This window comes from Mucilaginibacter lacusdianchii (assembly GCF_009770985.1).
In the GTDB taxonomy this organism is placed as follows: domain Bacteria; phylum Bacteroidota; class Bacteroidia; order Sphingobacteriales; family Sphingobacteriaceae; genus Mucilaginibacter; species Mucilaginibacter lacusdianchii.
This window is the reverse complement of the sequence record NZ_WSRW01000001.1, coordinates 1,270,419-1,286,674: the sequence shown is the minus strand read 5'-3', so window position 1 is coordinate 1,286,674 and position 16,256 is coordinate 1,270,419. Positions and strand designations below refer to the sequence as shown.

At 41.3% G+C, this 16,256-nt stretch carries 17 protein-coding genes; 7 read left to right on the top strand and 10 right to left on the bottom strand.

Annotated features, from left to right (window positions below):
* Positions 1–389: 389 nt before the first annotated feature.
* The 5 genes from GPM24_RS05840 to ruvX all read right to left on the bottom strand — a co-directional run bounded on the left by GPM24_RS05840 (position 390) and on the right by ruvX (position 3,235).
* Complete coding sequence (locus tag GPM24_RS05840) at positions 390–914, bottom strand: glucosaminidase domain-containing protein (RefSeq protein WP_158825780.1); 525 nt, start codon at positions 912–914, stop codon at positions 390–392.
* Between the two features lie 3 nt (positions 915–917).
* Positions 918–1,556: an O-methyltransferase gene (locus GPM24_RS05835; RefSeq protein WP_158825779.1), complete on the bottom strand. Its 639-nt coding sequence runs from the start codon at positions 1,554–1,556 to the stop codon at positions 918–920.
* A 67-nt stretch (positions 1,557–1,623) separates the two neighbouring features.
* The gene (locus tag GPM24_RS05830) at positions 1,624–2,292 is read right to left on the bottom strand and encodes a hypothetical protein (protein WP_158825778.1); all 669 of its coding nucleotides are present in this window, start codon (positions 2,290–2,292) and stop codon (positions 1,624–1,626) included.
* Between the two features lie 45 nt (positions 2,293–2,337).
* A complete protein-coding gene (locus tag GPM24_RS05825) occupies positions 2,338–2,793 on the bottom strand; it encodes a GNAT family N-acetyltransferase (RefSeq protein WP_158825777.1) in 456 nt (151 codons plus the stop codon).
* 22 nt (positions 2,794–2,815) lie between these two features.
* Positions 2,816–3,235 (bottom strand): Holliday junction resolvase RuvX, encoded by a 420-nt coding sequence (gene ruvX / locus GPM24_RS05820; protein WP_158826059.1) that lies wholly within the window; start codon positions 3,233–3,235, stop codon positions 2,816–2,818.
* Positions 3,236–3,419: 184 nt separating this feature from the next.
* Between ruvX and GPM24_RS05815 the strand changes: the two genes are divergently transcribed.
* The 5 genes from GPM24_RS05815 to rmuC all read left to right on the top strand — a co-directional run bounded on the left by GPM24_RS05815 (position 3,420) and on the right by rmuC (position 8,480).
* Entirely contained in the window at positions 3,420–4,559 is a 1,140-nt protein-coding gene (locus GPM24_RS05815) for a DNA polymerase III subunit (protein WP_158825776.1), read from the top strand.
* A gap of 6 nt (positions 4,560–4,565) precedes the next feature.
* Positions 4,566–6,035, top strand: a complete 1,470-nt coding sequence (locus GPM24_RS05810) for a PSP1 domain-containing protein (RefSeq protein WP_158825775.1) — start codon at positions 4,566–4,568, stop codon at positions 6,033–6,035.
* Positions 6,032–6,508, top strand: coding sequence for a gliding motility lipoprotein GldH (locus tag GPM24_RS05805; protein ID WP_158825774.1), 477 nt, complete (start codon positions 6,032–6,034; stop codon positions 6,506–6,508). The genes GPM24_RS05810 and GPM24_RS05805 overlap by 4 nt, the downstream gene beginning before the upstream one ends.
* A gap of 99 nt (positions 6,509–6,607) precedes the next feature.
* Complete coding sequence (locus tag GPM24_RS05800) at positions 6,608–6,871, top strand: hypothetical protein (RefSeq protein ID WP_158825773.1); 264 nt, start codon at positions 6,608–6,610, stop codon at positions 6,869–6,871.
* 208 nt (positions 6,872–7,079) lie between these two features.
* Positions 7,080–8,480, top strand: a complete 1,401-nt coding sequence (gene rmuC, locus GPM24_RS05795; protein WP_158825772.1) for a DNA recombination protein RmuC — start codon at positions 7,080–7,082, stop codon at positions 8,478–8,480.
* A gap of 23 nt (positions 8,481–8,503) precedes the next feature.
* Here the strand turns inward: rmuC and GPM24_RS05790 are convergent, their stop codons facing one another.
* The 3 genes from GPM24_RS05790 to thiL all read right to left on the bottom strand — a co-directional run bounded on the left by GPM24_RS05790 (position 8,504) and on the right by thiL (position 10,557).
* On the bottom strand, positions 8,504–8,941 hold the full coding sequence (locus GPM24_RS05790) for a hypothetical protein (protein ID WP_158825771.1): 438 nt from the start codon (positions 8,939–8,941) through the stop codon (positions 8,504–8,506).
* Positions 8,942–9,052: 111 nt separating this feature from the next.
* Positions 9,053–9,343, bottom strand: coding sequence for a GIY-YIG nuclease family protein (locus GPM24_RS05785; RefSeq protein ID WP_158825770.1), 291 nt, complete (start codon positions 9,341–9,343; stop codon positions 9,053–9,055).
* A 167-nt stretch (positions 9,344–9,510) separates the two neighbouring features.
* Positions 9,511–10,557: a thiamine-phosphate kinase gene (gene thiL, locus GPM24_RS05780; RefSeq protein WP_158825769.1), complete on the bottom strand. Its 1,047-nt coding sequence runs from the start codon at positions 10,555–10,557 to the stop codon at positions 9,511–9,513.
* 259 nt (positions 10,558–10,816) lie between these two features.
* Here thiL and GPM24_RS05775 point away from each other — a divergent pair, with 259 nt between their 5' ends.
* Positions 10,817–12,334, top strand: coding sequence for a DNA/RNA non-specific endonuclease (locus tag GPM24_RS05775; RefSeq protein ID WP_158825768.1), 1,518 nt, complete (start codon positions 10,817–10,819; stop codon positions 12,332–12,334).
* A 92-nt stretch (positions 12,335–12,426) separates the two neighbouring features.
* On the opposite strand, the gene GPM24_RS05770 is transcribed toward GPM24_RS05775, so the two are convergent.
* Both GPM24_RS05770 and nadA read right to left on the bottom strand, forming a co-directional pair.
* Entirely contained in the window at positions 12,427–13,110 is a 684-nt protein-coding gene (locus GPM24_RS05770) for a GNAT family N-acetyltransferase (RefSeq protein ID WP_158825767.1), read from the bottom strand.
* A 139-nt stretch (positions 13,111–13,249) separates the two neighbouring features.
* Entirely contained in the window at positions 13,250–14,242 is a 993-nt protein-coding gene (nadA, locus tag GPM24_RS05765) for a quinolinate synthase NadA (RefSeq protein ID WP_158825766.1), read from the bottom strand.
* 410 nt (positions 14,243–14,652) lie between these two features.
* On the opposite strand from nadA, the gene nadB reads away from it, so the two are divergent.
* On the top strand, positions 14,653–16,245 hold the full coding sequence (gene nadB / locus GPM24_RS05760; RefSeq protein ID WP_158825765.1) for an L-aspartate oxidase: 1,593 nt from the start codon (positions 14,653–14,655) through the stop codon (positions 16,243–16,245).
* The last annotated feature ends 11 nt before the right edge of the window (positions 16,246–16,256 follow it).

Genomic DNA, 16,256 nt, shown 5'->3' with positions numbered 1-16,256 from the left:
AGTATTGTTCTGTCAGTGCTTTTGTTGAATAAGGAATAAAAAAAGTGCAAAGGCCCGCTGTTGCGCCCGGGCCAGCGATGGCCTTGCGGGCGGATAGGTGATCGCAACAGCTAGGCCTTTTTGGATACTTTTGTGGCTATGACAAAAGTATCTAGCCCCTGCGGCAATGAGCAGACGAAGTAAGTTTAATAGCAATAAAGAGAGTTCAGCCAGCACAAACTCAAATAGTAGTATACTATTAAAATTGATTTAACATCAACTCAACTATAGTTTCTCCAATTTTTCCGTTAAAACCTTATGAGATTCTTAAAAACTCAAACGCCCTGTAAGTAAGACCGGGAGAGCACTACTTTACAGGGCGTAAATAGGTTTGTAATTGGTTTTAAATATTATTGCTTTTTAGGCTCGGCTTTTACCGAATCGGGTTGCTCATCAAAAGCATGCAACTCATACCGGTGAATAAGGCCCAGTACTTGTGCACCCCATTTGTGGCTGCTGGCATATCCGCTACGCTGAATACCTTTAATCCAGCTTTTGTAATCGTAATGTGAAAACTGGGATGACAGATGGTTAAACTGCTTACGCTCAGTCATGATACGGGCAAAGTCCTGGAAAGAATCTGTGGCCGAGTCGTACTGTTTATAGGATGAGTGTGTGCGTTTGCGTCCGGTATACGATACAGGACTTTTACCTTTCATACCAAAGTGGTTGTTTTGGCTGCGTGCTAATTTGCTGGTTCCGCTGCCGCTTTCGTGCATAGCTATAGCTAAAATGATGCTGGCAGGTACGCCGCTCTCGTGCATAATGCGAATGGCATTATCTTTGAACTTATCAATATAAGATTTTTGAGGATTCTGAGCTGAGGCAGCAAAAGTAGATGTAAGCAGGCATGCAATCAGTAAGATTTTCTTCATAATTTATTTTTTTCTGATGAGCAGTACGCCGTCGCGCACAGGTAAAATCAGTTTTTCAACCTGTGTGTTAACAGCTATAGTGTCATTTAGTTTTCTGAAAAGTTGCGTATCGGCATCTTTTGCTTCGCCGTACACTTTTCCCTTCCACAAAACATTGTCAATTATTACTAAACCTCCCGGCCGTATTTTGTCAATTATCAACTCGAAGTAAGCTAAATTGCTCTTTTTATCCGCGTCAATAAAACAAATATCAAAAATTAAATCCGTAAATCCAAATATAACGTCCTTAGCATCACCTATATGCAGTTCAATTCGGTCTGTAAAACCAGCTAATTCAAAGTTTTTGCGCAAAGTTTCTTCCTGCTCTCGGTTCACTTCAATGGTATGTACTTTGCCGCCTTTGGCCAAGCCTTCGGCCAGGCAAATGGTTGCATAGCCGGTAAATGAACCAATTTCCAAAATCAGTTTTGGGTTCACTAATTTGCTCAGCATACTTAGCAAACGGCCCTGGTAATGGCCCGACAGCATGTTAGGCTTAAGCTGTTTTAAATATGTTTCGCGGTTGATCTTTTTCAGCGCCTCAGGCTCCGGTTCGCAATGGTTATCCAAGTAGGCTTGCAGTAGTGGATCTAAAATCTCCATGAGGCAAAGGTAGGGATTTTAGTTTTGGTGCAGAGAGTGGGGAAGCGGAGAGCGAGGGCTTGTTGTATTAGCTTATTTTCAACCCTCTTAGCAGCCATTGCCAAAAAGTTTGCTTTCTTTTCTTTTCAGCTATAGGGTGTGTTATTACTTTGTATTCAGTTTGCTCATCCGCTATTTCGCCGTTATCATGACCAAAGAAGTATCCTTTTATAAATTTGCTATAATCTTCAAAATCAGTAACGTAATCACTTTTTTTTAACTCATTGAGCGTTTCCAAAATCTTTGGCCATTTTTGTTTTAATTCAGGATGATCAGCTATTTTATGTTCTACGAATTGAATAACCTCGTCTACAGGATGACTTATATACAGCATTTCCCAATCCAGCACAGTTCCCGTATCCATATTCTTCGAATTGAATTTAGCGTCGTAAATCAAAAAAACATCCTCTAAATCACCCAACGAATATAGATAGTAACATAGTTGATAAAGATTGTCATGCCTGCCAATAGCTAATTCGCATTTCAATTCTTCGGTAAAAAGTTTTCTTATCAATTGGTGATCTTTTAGAGAAAAATTTGGTAACAGACCCTCTACAACTTCTGTCCTGAAAGGCAAGTTTTCATCGTCGCAGATTTTATCGTCTTGTAATACCGGTTTAAAAGCAAAATACCCGATTAAATCAGGCGTAATGGTATTAGCAAGCCGTGTATTATCTATCAGTTCTTTAGCCGTCATATTTCATTTCATAAACTTATTCTTATTGCAGCGTTGATGCATATCTTACATTACTGGTTTTTTATACACAAAAAAATCAGTATCAGGCTGCTGCTTTATAAAGCCTAAGGCTTCGTACAAACTTTGCGCTGTGTAATTGTCTACCGCGGTTTCCAACTGCACAAATTGAGCGCCTTCCGTTTTGGCAAATTGCATGGCTGTATCAATCAGTAAAGCACCAATTCCTTTTTTGCGATGCTCGGGCTGTACGTAAAGGTCATTCAATATCCAGTTTTTAACTGCTCGGGCTGATGAGTATTTTGGATAGAGCTGTGTAAAACCTAATGGTGTGCCAGTTTCGTTTAATACCACATAAATAACCGACTCATTGTTCTGTAGTCTTTCGGTAATAAAGCGTTTTGCTAGTTTCAGGTCTGATGGCTGACGGTAAAAAACTCGGTATGCATCAAATAAACCAAACACCAGGTGAGCTTCATTAATTGTGATTTTTTTTACAGTCATGGGTTAAAAATATCAATATGTTTTACCTAAACGCCCGCTGTTCCATCCATGATTGCAACAGTATGACCGCCGACACGGTATCTACCAAAGCCTTATTTTGCCTGCCAGCTTTTTTTACGCCACCAGCTAATATTGCAGCCGATGCCATTTTAGAAGTAAAGCGCTCATCCATCATCTCCACCGGTATCTCCGGAAAAGTTTTTTTAAGCAAATTCACAAATCCTCTTACATGCATGGCTGATTGTGAGGGGGTGTTATCCATCTGCTTAGGTTCACCTACTACAAAGGTTTCTACCTGTTCGGTTTGCAGGTAGCGTTTCAGGTAGTCGATGATATCCTTGGGGTGTATGTTGTCCAGCCCGGTGGCAATCATTTGCAGTGGGTCGGTTACGGCCAGGCCAATGCGCTTGGTGCCGTAGTCAAAAGCCATTATTCGGCGCATAATTGTGTTGTCTGTGGTGAGTTGTCTGTTGTCAGACACTTTTAAAGTATCAAAGTTATATATTTTAAAAAGATTAGCTGTCGGTTTAAACTATCGAACTTATCTGCATCAATTTTACTGTCATAACTTATCACATAACATACAACTGACAACACACAATTAAAAATTTATTAACTTGCACCAAATGCAGTTTAAAGAAATAGTAGGGCAGCAAGCTGTAAAGCAACATTTAATCAACACCGTTCAGGAGAACAGGGTAAGCCATGCGCAGTTGTTTTTGGGTCCCGAGGGTTCGGGTAGCCTGGCACTGGCGGTGGCTTATGCCCAGTACCTAAGTTGTGAAGATAAGCAGCCCGATGATTCTTGTGGTGTATGTGCTTCTTGCCGAAAATACCAGAAGCTGATGCACCCCGACCTGCATTTTTCGTACCCATTTTTTGCCAAACATAAAGATGATACCGCGCTTAGCTTTATTGAAGAATGGCGTGAAGCATTTACGGCGCATCCTTACCTGAGCCTAGATACGTGGCGCAATTACCTGGAAGCCGATAACAAACAAGCCAACATCAATATTGCCGAATGCCATCAGATATTAAAAAAACTCAGCTTAAAACCATTCGAATCAGTTTACAAAATACTGATTTTATGGTTACCCGAGTTTTTAGATAAGGAAGGTAATACGCTGCTTAAAATTATTGAAGAGCCGCAGCCGAATACGGTTTTCTTATTAGTAGCGCAAAATCAGGATCAAATACTGAACACTATTTTGTCGCGTACACAATTGGTTAAAATACCTGCTTTGGGTTATAATGAGGTACGAAACTATTTGATTGAACAGCGCGGCATACCGGCACAAACAGCCGAAGAGGCCGCTTATTTGAGCTGTGGTAACTTAACCGAAGCATTAAGTATGCTGCACCAGGAAACTAAAAGCTATCATGAAGGCTTTTTGAACTGGCTGCGCAAATGCTATGGCAACAAAGGTTTAGAAATTATGCCCTTTGTGGATCAGATAGCCAAAGCCGGTCGTGAGGGGCAAAAAAACTTTGTACGATACGGTATTAGCTACATACGTGAATGCTGTTTGATACTAAGCGGCGCTGCCGATTTGGTACACCTGCCGGCGGTTGAAAAAGAAACGGCACAAAAAATGGCCGCTGTAATGACGCTGCCCATGGCCGAGGCTATCAGCGCTGAGCTGGAAAAGGCGCATTACGCGATAGAGAGAAATGCAAACCCTAAAATTTTGTTTTTAGATGTATCTTTGCAGATTATAAGAATATTACATTTTAAAATGCTCCCGCAAGGGACTCAATATATATAACCAATTATGGGATGTGGAAGTTGCTCAACAGGCGGTGGATGCACACCGGCGGGCTGCAAAAGTAACGGCTCTTGCCTTACTAATGGCTGCAGCAAGCTGGATGTGTACGATTGGCTGGCACACATGGATATGCCAACCAACTATCAGCCTTTCAATATAGTTGAAATTAAATTTAAAGGATCGCGTAAGGATTTTTACCTGAACGCTGATAACATTTACTTGGAATCGGGCGAACTGGTAGTGGTAGAAACACCAACCGGTGGCTATGATGTAGGCCACGTATCGCTTACCGGCGAATTAGTGCGCATGCAGATGGTTAAACGCCATGTAAAAGAGGGTGATGTTGCCAAAAAGATATTTCGCCGTGCTACACCAGCTGATGTAGACAAGTGGAAAGCTGCCAAAGACCTGGAATGGGAAACCATGCATAAGGCCCGTAAGCTGGCGCTGGATCTGAACCTGTCCATGAAAATCAGCGACGTAGATTACCAGGGTGATAAAACCAAGGCTACCTTCTTTTACACTGCTGATGGTCGTGTGGATTTTCGTGAACTGATCAAAAAAATGGCTGAGTCGTTCCGTATTCGTATCGAGATGCGCCAGATTGGTATGCGGCAGGAGGCCAGCCGTTTGGGTGGTATCGGATCATGCGGGCGCGAATTGTGCTGCTCTACCTGGTTAACCGATTTTAAAACGGTATCTACCTCGGCAGCGCGTTATCAAAACCTGTCATTAAATACCTTGAAACTGGCCGGCCAGTGTGGTAAGCTAAAGTGCTGCTTAAACTACGAGCTGGATAGCTACATGGATGCCCTGAAACATATTCCTGATAATGTTAACGTACTGCGTACCCAGCAAGGCGACGCCCGTTTACAAAAAACGGACATCTTTAAACGGATGATGTGGTTTAGTTATCCTGGTGCCGAAAACTGGGTACCGCTGCACATTAACCGCGTTAAAGAAATTCAGCGCATGAATAAAGAAGGAATTTCTCCTGAAGATTTGGGTGAAATTGTGGAAGAAGCAGCACCGGTAGCTAAAGTGTTGGATTACGAGAACGTGGTAGGCCAGGATAGCCTTACCCGTTTGGATGAACGCAATCAGCAAAACAAAAAGAAGAAGAAAAAACCAGGCAACCCGCAACATGTTACTTCCGATAAGGCTACTCAGCAAAACAGTAGACCTGCTGATAATAGAAAGCCACAACAAAATAATCAAAAAGGCGAAAACAGAAAGCCTCAGAACAACAACCAGCAGGGTGACAGAAAGCCGCAAGACAATCAGCCCAAACAACCGATAAAAGCTGTGGTTATACAAGAAACGATTGAAATTACCACCACCGAAGTGGTAATTAAAACCGAAGGTACCGAGCAAACGGCTAAGCGTAACAATAACCGCAACAGAAACCGGAACCGGAACCGCAATAAAAACAATAATAACAACAACCAACAGCCAAAAGATAACCCGCAGCCATGAATTTAAGGCGTAGCCTTTTATCTGTACTATTTATAACCGGCCTGGCCATAGCAGGCTGTACTGACTCTAAAGCGGTAATGGATAACAATACCGAAATTGCCAGCCAAAACTGGTCGTACGGTAAAAAGGTGGTGTATGATGTAGTTATTGATAACCCTGATGTAGCTTATAACCTGTATTTTAATACACGGGTAACGGCCAGTTACCGTTATGCTAACATGTTTGTGATTATTTATCAAAATGGTCCGCAATTACCTAAAAAAGGTATACGCTATGAGTTTAAGCTGGCCAGCCCAACAGGCGAATGGCTGGGTAAAGGTTCGGGTAGTATGTATAGCTATCAGGTACCTTTCCAAAAAGGCGTTCGCTTTCCGGCAAAAGGTACTTACCATTTTGAAATAGAGCAAAACATGCGCGATAACCCGCTGAAAGCCGTAAATGATGTGGGCTTAAGAGTTGAAAGAGCTGAATAATTTCATCAATATAAAGAAACGCCGTTGTAAGTATGTTACAGCGGCGTTTTTATGTAAACCCTTATGGTATTTGAATGTTGCTTTAATAAACTATTAAACATGAAAAAGCTAGCATACACTATACTCATCACATCAGCTATTGCCTTTACGGCTTGTAATAACGCCAGCCAAAAAACCGGTAATGACCAAGCCGATTCGGGCGCTAATAATGTAGGCAGTTCCGGACCGTCGGATACCTCCATGGCAGCTGGCTCTGGCTCGCCGGTAGGTGTATCACCTGGCGGTAGTGATACCAGTACTGCTATGCCGAAAGATGGTGTGGCTAATCCGGTGGTGGATACGCCTCAACAAAAAAAGCCGTAAGTTACTACTCAGGAGGAAGAGCTTTTAAATAGCATAAAACACTGTCATTTCAGGTGATAAAGAGAAATCTTTTAAAAGTGACTGGTAAACTTATCAGTTTCGAAAGATTTCTCACTGTCGTTCGAGATGACATTTTTTTATACCATATTTCAAATTAAATTAGTAAAAATCGAAAATTACTACTTTATTTTGCTAAATATTTTATCAAATGGAAGTAGCGGTATTAGGTTTGGCAGTTTTGATATTACTGGTAGCAGTATTTTTGTTTGTAAACAAAGGTAAGGCTGCAGCCAGCAATGGTATTTCAGTAGACGATTTTAACCGCCTGCAAACTGAAAATGAAAGCCTAAAACTAAAGCTGGTAGCTGCCGAAGAGCGTACTAAAGGTGTCCTGGCCGAAAAGGAAAGCATCACCCAACTCCTAAAAGAAGAAAATATTAAACTGGCCGATCAGTTACTGTTTGAGCGTCAGGAACTCACCGAAGCCCGTCAGGAACTGGAAAGCACCCGGTCATTCTACAAAGCCCAGCAAGAAAAACTGCAAGAACAAAAAGCCGAGATAGAGCAAACCCGTTTGCATTTTCAGCGCGAGTTTGAAAACGTGGCCGAAAAGCTACTGAAAGAAAAGTCGAAAGAGTTTTTGGATGTAAACAAAACCAATCTTGACACCATCCTTAATCCGCTGAAAGAAAACATCAAGGCGTTTGAGGATAAGGTAGACAAGGTTTACAATATGGAGGCGGCCGACCGCAATACACTGAAAGGGGTAATTACCCAGCTAATGGAACTGAACAAACAGATTAGCAGCGAAGCCCAAAACCTAACTAATGCCCTGAAAGGCGACAACAAAAAACAGGGCAACTGGGGCGAGTTCATCCTCGAAAAAGTACTGGAACGTTCCGGCCTTATCCGCGACCGTGAATACCGCATTCAAGCCAATTATCAGGCCGCCGATGGCAACAGGTATCAGCCTGATGTAGTAATTGATTTACCGGATGATAAGCACTTGATTATCGACTCTAAAGTATCCCTGATTGCTTATGAACGTTTGGTGAACTGTGAAACGGAAGAAGAGCGTAAGCTGCACGCCAAAGCCCACGTAGAATCATTACGCAGTCATGTACACGGTTTATCGGCTAAAAACTACCATGCCTTAAATAAAATCAACTCGCCCGATTTTGTGATGCTGTTTGTGCCTATCGAGTCGTCGTTCAGTTTTGCTGTACAATTAGATGCCGATTTGTTTAATGATGCCTGGGATAAGCGTGTGGTGATTGTAAGTCCGTCAACCCTATTGGCTACCTTACGCACCATTGCCAGTATGTGGAAACAAGAACGCCAAAACCGCAACGTACTGGAAATTGCCCGCCTGAGCGGCGAGATGTATGATAAATTCGTAGGCTTTTTAACCGATATGGACGGCATAGGCCGCAACCTGAAACTAAGTCAGGATGCATTTGATAAGGCTATCAACAAATTATCTGATGGCCGGGGTAACTTGACTATTACGGCCGAAAAAATTAAAAAGCTAGGTGCTAAGGCGAATAAGCAAATTGAGCAGAAGTATTTGTTTGATGAGTTGCCGCAAGTAAGTGAGAATGGTATTTAAAGAGGTGAAAAAAAAATTTAATGTCAAACTTTATTTGTTGTTAAATCTAACTTATAATTCCATATTGATGCTGAAATAACAATTATGTATGGGACATCCATAATTAAGTTAATCCAATCGATTTTATAAGGAGGCAAAGTAGTTAAAATGCTTAACAGAATAAGGAATGGAAAAAAAGTTAGTAATGCTCCACCTACATTAAAATATACTTTTTTAATGAATAAAGTCTTTTCATTAAGATTTAACGCTTTTATAAAAATATAAAACGTCCATGCAAATGGAAATGATAATACGCCACCAATTAAAATAACAGCTATCATCAAATATATGAAACCGTCTGTACTTAATAATTTAGAATGGTCTTCCGTTATTATTAAACCCAATAGCCATAATATTATTGTACCTAAAATTAAGGTGGTTAACCAAACCTTGATGCAGTATACTAATACAGGATTTCGCATGGTTTAACTGATTACTGCGAATATAACATTACTTACCTAGTAAATAACACACAATTCATAACCCGTGTCATTGCGAGCGATAGCGAAGCAATCCTTTCGCTTTCAATCATATCAGCCAACGCTTAAATCCTCCCAAGCCGGATTATAAGTAACAATTAGATTAATCTTCTTTTGTCTTGAACCAGCTTTCAATTGTTTTTCTCTATCAATGGCATCTTGTATCCATTGATGCTTTTCATAGTATACCAGTTTATTGCAGTTATATTTAGCAGTAAAACCACTATGTACCTTTTGCTTATGCTCCCATACCCGGGTTTCTAAATTACTGGTAACACCAATATAGAGTACGGTATTGGTTATGTTTGTTAAGATGTAAACAAAATATTGATGCTCGTTTACCATGTATAACTAACTTAATGCGAGCGGATGCTATGTTAACGTTTATAATTATACTTATTTATAATAAGTGTCATTGCGAGGAGGAACGACGAAGCAATCTCCTCGCTTAACTAAGCGACGGGATTGCCACGCTACGCTCGCAATGACAAAAGTTTTAATAAATCTTATACCTACTTCTTAAACGCATTCCATCCCTGTGCCTTTAGCTCATGTACCTGGCCACTTTTAGAAATCAAATTGCGACCGGCTGCGGGTTCGGTGATGTAGCCGATGATGCTGATGTCCACATCGTTCTTAATCTTGTCGTAGTCGGCTTGTTTTACAGTAAATAGCAGTTCGTAATCTTCGCCGCCACTCAGGGCACAGATGGTAGGGTCCAGGTTAAACTCACGGGCGGTTTCGTAAGTCATCGGGTCGATAGGTATTTTTTCTTCGTACAGCTGGCAGCCTTTGTTGCTTTGGGTACAAATATGCAGCACTTCTGATGCTAAGCCGTCGGACACATCAATCATCGCTGTAGGTTTAACGTTCATGTTTTTCAGCAAATCTATAATATCCAGTCGGGCCTCTGGCTTGAGTTGACGCTCGATGATATAATCTTTGCCTTCCAGGTCGGGTTGAATTTGTGGATTTTCCAGGTATACCAGCTTTTCACGTTCCAGCAGTTGCAAGCCGGTATAAGCACCACCTAAATCGCCTGATACACAAATCAGATCGCCTTCTTGCGCGCCGTTGCGGTAAGTGATGCTTTCTTCATCGGCGTAACCTAAAACGGTGATACTAATCACCAATCCTTGTTTGGATGAGGTAGTATCGCCACCAATAATATCTACCCGGTACTTTTCGCAAGCTAGGTAAATGCCCTCATACAATTCCTCAATAGCTTCAAGCGTATATTTGCTGGACATACCGATAGACACCGTTACCTGGGCAGGCGTAGCGTTCATGGCGCAGATATCACTTAAATTTACCTGAACAGCTTTATAACCTAAATGCTTTAATGGGGTATAAGCCAAATCAAAGTGAATACCTTCCAACAACATATCGGTTGATACCAAAACTTTTTTACCGGCATAATCCAAAACGGCAGCATCATCGCCCACACCTTTGAGGGTGCTTTTGTGTGTAAGCTTAATGTTTTTGGTCAAGTGGTCAATCAAGCCAAACTCGCCCAGTTCATTAATATGTGTTTTATCTACGTTGTCAAATAAGTCCATGTCTGCACAAAATTATGGTTCAAAAGTACAAAAGCTATGCTTAATAAAGCTTATTTGAACTACAAAGTTCACTTGCAAATCTATAAACCTACAAGTAATAATATTTAGTTTAAAACCATATTATTTAAAGAGCATACATCTAAAAATTCTCTATGGTTAATTTTTAAAAGATTTGTTTGTCAAATTGTTATTACACTATGCTGCACTTAACAATAACTTAACACAAAAGTAAGACCTTTGTAGACTTAAAATGTGATGTATGAAGATTAAAAATTTACTTGTTTTTCTTTCTGTTTCCGTAACATTGGCCAGCTGTCAGAAACATTGGGTTGACCCGGAACCAGTACCTGTAATACCTGTTATTGCACCGGCTCCAAACCAACCTTTTACGGTTATCGAAAACTTTGAAAACGGAACAAAAGGTGGCTACGATGCCGCTGATGTAACTTTAGCTACCGGATCGTGGAATATAGATGGTGGATTGCTTGGCGCAGAGGCTAATGATGTGAAAGCCGATAAAAAAAGCGTGCGTTTAAGAGGTTCACAAAATTCTGCTACACAAAATGGCAGACTAAGCATGAACTTTGATATCAAAAACGTTCAGTTTATCTCCATTAAATCATCATTAGCTAATTTTGCAGACGGCCAAAGGCCTAACGTTGACCCAACCCCCTTACGCAAAGGATTCTGGGAACTGCAGGTATCTAAAGACGGTGGCAAAACCTATAATAAAATAGGTGAAACTGTTAACCCTACCAGTACCACTACGCTAAATACCACTGTATTTTATATTACAGACACTACTGCTGCACGCTACCGTATTGTCAATACATCTGAATTTAACGGAGCCAGCCGTGTACGTTTAAGTATTGATGATATTACTTTCACTGGTTTTGGCAATTCGGGCGTAGTAGCAAATACACAAGATACTCCTCCGAATGATAATGCCAACACGGGCAGTGCAGAAGCACCAAGAGGTGTCACAATAGGTGCGGATGCACCGCCTGCAACAGGTGATAATAGCAACATCCTGTTTGGCAATCCGTCTAATGCCAATATGGTGTTAACTGATAACTTACTGCTAGACCAAGGTTACTATGTAGAATCGTACAGCGCCAGTCGTGGCATTCCAAACTGGGTAAGCTGGCATTTGGATGAAACTAATACTACCAATGCTACTAAGCGTTTAGATAACTTTGCCGGTTTTACCGGTTTACCAAGCGGTGCTTATCAAGTACAAAGCAACAGCTATGTTGGATCAGGTTTTGACCGTGGCCATAATTGTCCATCGGCCGATCGTACCAGCTCAACTTTAGCCAACTCTGCTACCTTCCTGATGACGAACATGATTCCGCAGGCACCACAGAACAACCAGCAAACCTGGAACAATTTAGAGCAGGATCTGCGTTCACAAACTGCTGCTGGTAACGAAGTTTATATTGTAATGGGCAACTATGGCCGTGGTGGATCAGGCAAAAACGGTGGTACTACTACTACAATTGATAACGGCCATGTAACCGTACCAAGCAACGTTTGGAAAGTGGCTATCATTATTCCTAAAGGTAACAGTGATTTGGTACGTGCCGGTAGCGGTGGCAACGTTAAAGTTATTGCCGTAAATACACCAAATGTAAACACCATAAGTGAAGACTGGAAACAATACATTACTACTGTACGCGAAATTGAAACCGCTATGGGTGGTGGCTTTAACCTGTTTTCTAACCTGCCGCAATCTGTACAGGATGCGCTGGAAACGCAAAGAGCAACTGGTATCTAATTGGATTTAGGTAAGTAATAATTTACGCATTCATTAAAAAGGGTGATTAGTTCATGAACTAATCACCCTTTTATCTTGTAAGCTATTTTTAATCAATCTTTCTGCTTTTCAATAACATAAACCAGCATCTCTTTTCTGGCTTGGAAGCCAAGTTTTTTGTAGAGGTTATAAGCCGGCATATTATCCGAAAACAAATGTAAAAATGGTATGCGCGATGCTGCTTTGATTTTCTGAATCTGATCCAAAATCAGTTTGGCTGCGTAGCCTTTTCCTGCATATTGCGGGTCTGTACAAACTGCGCTTATTTCGGTATAGGGGTCGGGCTGCATACGCTGCCCCGTCATGGCTACTAACCGGTTATGATCAAAAATACCCATGTAGTTACCAAACTCAATGGTTCTGGATAAAAAAGGGCCCGGCTTGGTTCTGCCGGTAAGGTCTATCATGGCATCGATGTGTTCATTTGCCAGTGATTTCAAATCAGACAGGTCGGGTATAGCCACATTGTCATCTTCAAATACCATTTGCAGCAAAGGCCTTTTGATGTTTGTTTTCCAACGGCTACTTATCTCTATTTCGCCTGGTGTAAAAAGCACTACGGGTGTTTCAAGTGGAGTCAGGTCCAAAAGGCTGTCTAATTCACTTTTTTCATTATTTTTTAATCCGGCAAAGGCGCCTAGTTCTCTTTGGTAGTATTTGGCTTGCTCATTACCCAGAGAAAATTGTTTGTTTCCAGTTATGAGGGCATTCCAGATAGGATTATCAAGTATATGCATACGCTATATGCTTTGTTTTAATGAGTAACGCGCAAATTTTATTACAGCACGTTGGCAAAACAAAAATGGGCAATTAGCTTGTAACCAATTGCCCATCATTTCACTTTTATAATATAATATTGTATGTCAGTGATTTACATTACAGGCCCAATTTAGCTGATATATCCAGCATGCGTTCAATGGGCTTTACCGCTTTCTCAATGATATCGGCTGGTAAAGTAATTTCGGGCATTTCGTTTTTAAGGCACAAATAAAGCTTCTCAAGCGTATTGCGTTTCATGTGAGGACAATCATTGCACGCGCAAGTATTATTCGGTGGAGCGGGGATAAACACCTTTCCTGGGTTATCTTTCTCCATCTGATGAAGTATACCTGCTTCGGTAGCTACAATAAACTCTTTTGCATCGCTTTTGGTAGCATAGTTTAAGATACCAGTTGTAGAGCCAATATAATCGGCCAGCTGCAGTATGGTTTCCTCGCACTCTGGGTGGGCCAGTATTTTAGCTTCCGGGTGGCGTTCTTTCAGCTTGGTGATCTTTTCACGGCTAAAAATTTCGTGCACCATGCAGGCGCCGTTCCATAGCACCAAGTCACGACCGGTCTTTTTAGCAACATAAGCACCCAGGTTGCGGTCGGGCCCAAATATAATCTTCTGATCGGCCGGTAAACTCTCTACAATCTGTACAGCATTGCTCGAGGTACACACAATATCACTCATGGCTTTCAGCTCGGCCGTGCAGTTTACATAAGTAATCACCAGGTGATCGGGGTAATTCTCTTTAAACTTTTTGAACAAATGCGGTGGGCAGCTGTCGGCCAATGAGCAGCCTGCTTTAATGTCGGGCAGCAAAACCTTCTTCGTAGGGGAGAGGATCTTGGCCGTTTCGGCCATAAAGTGTACACCGGCAAATACAATAATATCCGCATCCGTTTTAGCAGCCTGCTGGGATAGGCCCAGGCTATCGCCAATATAATCGGCAATGTCCTGTATCTCGCCTTCCTGATAATAGTGCGCCAAGATCACAGCGTTCTTCTGCTTTTTTAATTTTTCGATTTCGGCATACAGGTCAAGCGTCGGGTCTACTTCCTCGTCAACAAAACCTTTTACGTTAATTTCTTCTAAAACGTCCATTCTTCACAAGTACAATAAATACAATATAATTATATATATAAATCTTCTTATTGTTTATTAGTGTGTTGGTAACGTTGGTAAGTTCTTCAAATTTTTTCTTTGAATTGAGTTATTCTACTCTTATTAACAGGTTATCCACAGGCACTAATTCTCAATCGCCTGATATTCAGTATTCCGTCTTTATCCACACACTGTTGATAACCTAAAATGTGAAATAAATAGGTGTTTCTAAAATGTGAATAGTGACGTGGATTTCGCCTCAAAGGTTGCCGGTAATGCTCATAACTTTTCTGAATTCACAGAGTTATCCACAGCGCAAAAACTTATTAGCTTTTTCCTTACGCAAAATTAACATCTTTCAACGGGGTTATCCACATATGTATTACTTTTACACATCTTAGACGATATTTATGACAAAAAATGTGGATTACTTGGTAATAGGTTCGGGCATTGCCGGACTTAGTTTTGCCCTTAAGGCTGCTCAACATGGTAAAGTTCTGATAGTTACAAAGGCCAGCGAAGACGAATCGAACACTAAGTATGCTCAGGGCGGTGTAGCCGTAGTTGTGGATAACGTTGGGGATTCTTTTGAAAAGCACATTGAAGACACCTTAATTGCCGGTGATGGCCTGTGTGATGAAGAGGTGGTGAGGATTGTGGTGGAAGAAGGCCCAGAACGCATTAAAGAAATTATAGACTACGGTACCAATTTCGATAAAACCAATGAGGGCTTATACGACCTGGCTAAAGAAGGCGGTCATTCCGAATATCGCGTACTACATTATAAAGATATCACCGGTTTTGAAATGGAGCGTGCCCTGCTGGAGCAGATCCACAAAAACGAGAACATCGAAATTTTAACACACCATTTTGCGGTGGAACTGATTACCCAGCACCACTTGGGCCAGTTTGTAGATAAATCAACCCCCAATATTACCTGTTATGGTGTTTATGCTTTAAATAATGAAACCGGCGAAGTAGATACTATATTATCTAAAGTTACGGTAATGGCATCTGGCGGCGCAGGGCATATTTATGCCACTACTACCAACCCGGTTATTGCCACCGGTGATGGAATTGCCATGGTATATCGTGCCAAAGGCAAAGTACGTAATATGGAATTTATACAATTTCATCCTACAGCCTTATATAATCCGGGCGAGTATCCATCATTTTTAATTTCGGAAGCAGTGCGTGGTTTTGGTGGCATATTAAAGCGTACTAACGGCGAAGAATTTATGCAGGAGTATGATCCACGTAAATCGTTAGCGCCGCGTGATATTGTGGCCCGTGCCATTGATGCTGAAATAAAAAAATCGGGCGAAGATTATGTGTACTTAGACGTGCGCCATAAAAGTAAGGCTGATATTTTAGCACACTTCCCTAATATATATGCCAAGTGTTTGGACATTGGTATTGACATGACTAAAGATATGATACCGGTTTCACCAGCTTGCCATTATATGTGTGGTGGTATTTTGGTAGATCATGTGGGCCGTTCATCAATACAGCAGCTATATGCCTGTGGCGAATGCTCTTCAACAGGCTTGCATGGTGCTAATAGGCTGGCATCCAATTCATTATTAGAAGCTTTGGTATTTGCGCACCGTATTTATGAAGATGCTATTGCTCAGTCTAACAACTACAGTGTACCTGATGGCATTCCCGACTGGGATGAAAAAGGCGTACAGCTATCTAACGAAGATATATTGGTAACGCACAACGTTCGCGAAATGCAGAAACTGATGAACGATTATGTAGGTATTGTACGTTCTGATTTCCGTTTAGAGCGGGCCATGCGCCGCTTAAAGTTGCTGTATGAAGAAACGGAAGAGTTTTACAAGCGTACCAAATTATCGGTTAAGTTATGCGAGTTACGTAATTTAATACAGGTATCTTACCTGGTAGTCAAATCGGCCACTGCACGTAAAGAAAGCAGGGGGTTACATTATACTACCGATTATCCGCAGCATCAGGAAGTTTTGGAAGATACGGTGTTTTAAGATTCAGTTAT

Bases quoted from the DNA above. Each gene is read 5' to 3' on its own strand.
- GPM24_RS05785 (WP_158825770.1), bottom strand. From the start codon at position 9,343: ATGGTAAACGAGCATCAATATTTTGTTTACATCTTAACAAACATAACC.
- GPM24_RS05810 (WP_158825775.1), top strand. From the start codon at position 4,566: ATGGGATGTGGAAGTTGCTCAACAGGCGGTGGATGCACACCGGCGGGC.
- nadA (WP_158825766.1), bottom strand. From the start codon at position 14,242: ATGGACGTTTTAGAAGAAATTAACGTAAAAGGTTTTGTTGACGAGGAA.
- GPM24_RS05790 (WP_158825771.1), bottom strand. From the start codon at position 8,941: ATGCGAAATCCTGTATTAGTATACTGCATCAAGGTTTGGTTAACCACC.
- nadB (WP_158825765.1), top strand. From the start codon at position 14,653: ATGACAAAAAATGTGGATTACTTGGTAATAGGTTCGGGCATTGCCGGA.
- GPM24_RS05805 (WP_158825774.1), top strand. From the start codon at position 6,032: ATGAATTTAAGGCGTAGCCTTTTATCTGTACTATTTATAACCGGCCTG.
- GPM24_RS05775 (WP_158825768.1), top strand. From the start codon at position 10,817: ATGAAGATTAAAAATTTACTTGTTTTTCTTTCTGTTTCCGTAACATTG.
- GPM24_RS05830 (WP_158825778.1), bottom strand. From the start codon at position 2,292: ATGACGGCTAAAGAACTGATAGATAATACACGGCTTGCTAATACCATT.
- GPM24_RS05825 (WP_158825777.1), bottom strand. From the start codon at position 2,793: ATGACTGTAAAAAAAATCACAATTAATGAAGCTCACCTGGTGTTTGGT.
- rmuC (WP_158825772.1), top strand. From the start codon at position 7,080: ATGGAAGTAGCGGTATTAGGTTTGGCAGTTTTGATATTACTGGTAGCA.
- GPM24_RS05840 (WP_158825780.1), bottom strand. From the start codon at position 914: ATGAAGAAAATCTTACTGATTGCATGCCTGCTTACATCTACTTTTGCT.
- thiL (WP_158825769.1), bottom strand. From the start codon at position 10,557: ATGGACTTATTTGACAACGTAGATAAAACACATATTAATGAACTGGGC.
- GPM24_RS05770 (WP_158825767.1), bottom strand. From the start codon at position 13,110: ATGCATATACTTGATAATCCTATCTGGAATGCCCTCATAACTGGAAAC.
- GPM24_RS05815 (WP_158825776.1), top strand. From the start codon at position 3,420: ATGCAGTTTAAAGAAATAGTAGGGCAGCAAGCTGTAAAGCAACATTTA.
- ruvX (WP_158826059.1), bottom strand. From the start codon at position 3,235: ATGCGCCGAATAATGGCTTTTGACTACGGCACCAAGCGCATTGGCCTG.
- GPM24_RS05835 (WP_158825779.1), bottom strand. From the start codon at position 1,556: ATGGAGATTTTAGATCCACTACTGCAAGCCTACTTGGATAACCATTGC.
- GPM24_RS05800 (WP_158825773.1), top strand. From the start codon at position 6,608: ATGAAAAAGCTAGCATACACTATACTCATCACATCAGCTATTGCCTTT.